This window comes from Lentzea alba, assembly GCF_047445655.1.
GTDB lineage: Bacteria > Actinomycetota > Actinomycetes > Mycobacteriales > Pseudonocardiaceae > Lentzea > Lentzea alba_A.
This window is the reverse complement of the sequence record NZ_JAJAEG010000111.1, coordinates 1-622: the sequence shown is the minus strand read 5'-3', so window position 1 is coordinate 622 and position 622 is coordinate 1. Positions and strand designations below refer to the sequence as shown.

The following is a 622-nucleotide window of genomic DNA, read 5'->3' as shown; positions in this document are numbered from 1 at the left end:
TGTTCTTCCTGCTGATCGGTGCCGCGATGCTGCGCCGCCAGTTCAGCGGCCTGCGCAGACACTGATCCTGGGAGTGGGAATGCGGACTTCAGCCCTTCTGATGGCCGTGGCGGCCGGTCTCGCGCTGGTCGCCACGCCGGCCGCGGCCCAGCAGCAGGTGACGGTGACGGCCACGCCGAACAGCGGCCCGGCCGGCTCCAGCACGACGTTCACCTGGACGGGCTTCATCCGGTGCAAGGGCACCGTCCGCATCAACTGGGGCGGCGCCGTGCTGGCCACGGCGCCGTGGGTGGCCAACGGGTCGGTGACCGCGAACATCCCTGGGGGCATCAAGGAGGGCTCGTACGTCTTCACGGCGAACGACGACTGCAACCACCTGGCCCGCAACACGTTCCAGGTGACCCCGCCGCCTCCCGTCACGACCACGACGCCGCCGCCGGTCACCACGAAGCCGCCGGTGACGACGACGCGTCCCCCGGTCACGACCACGACACCTGGCACGACGACGACCACGGACACACCGTCGTCGTCCTCTTCGGAGGCGCCCTCGTCCTCAGGCGAGCCGTCCGACCCCGGTGACGGCGTGCTGGTGCTCGACAAGGACAACATCCAGCCCGGCGAG

General features: G+C 70.4%; 1 pseudogene. It reads left to right on the top strand.

Annotation, left to right across the window (positions count from 1 at the left end):
* Positions 1 to 79: 79 nt before the first annotated feature.
* Positions 80 to 622 (top strand): annotated as a pseudogene (locus LFM09_RS50120) (hypothetical protein); the annotation flags it as partial.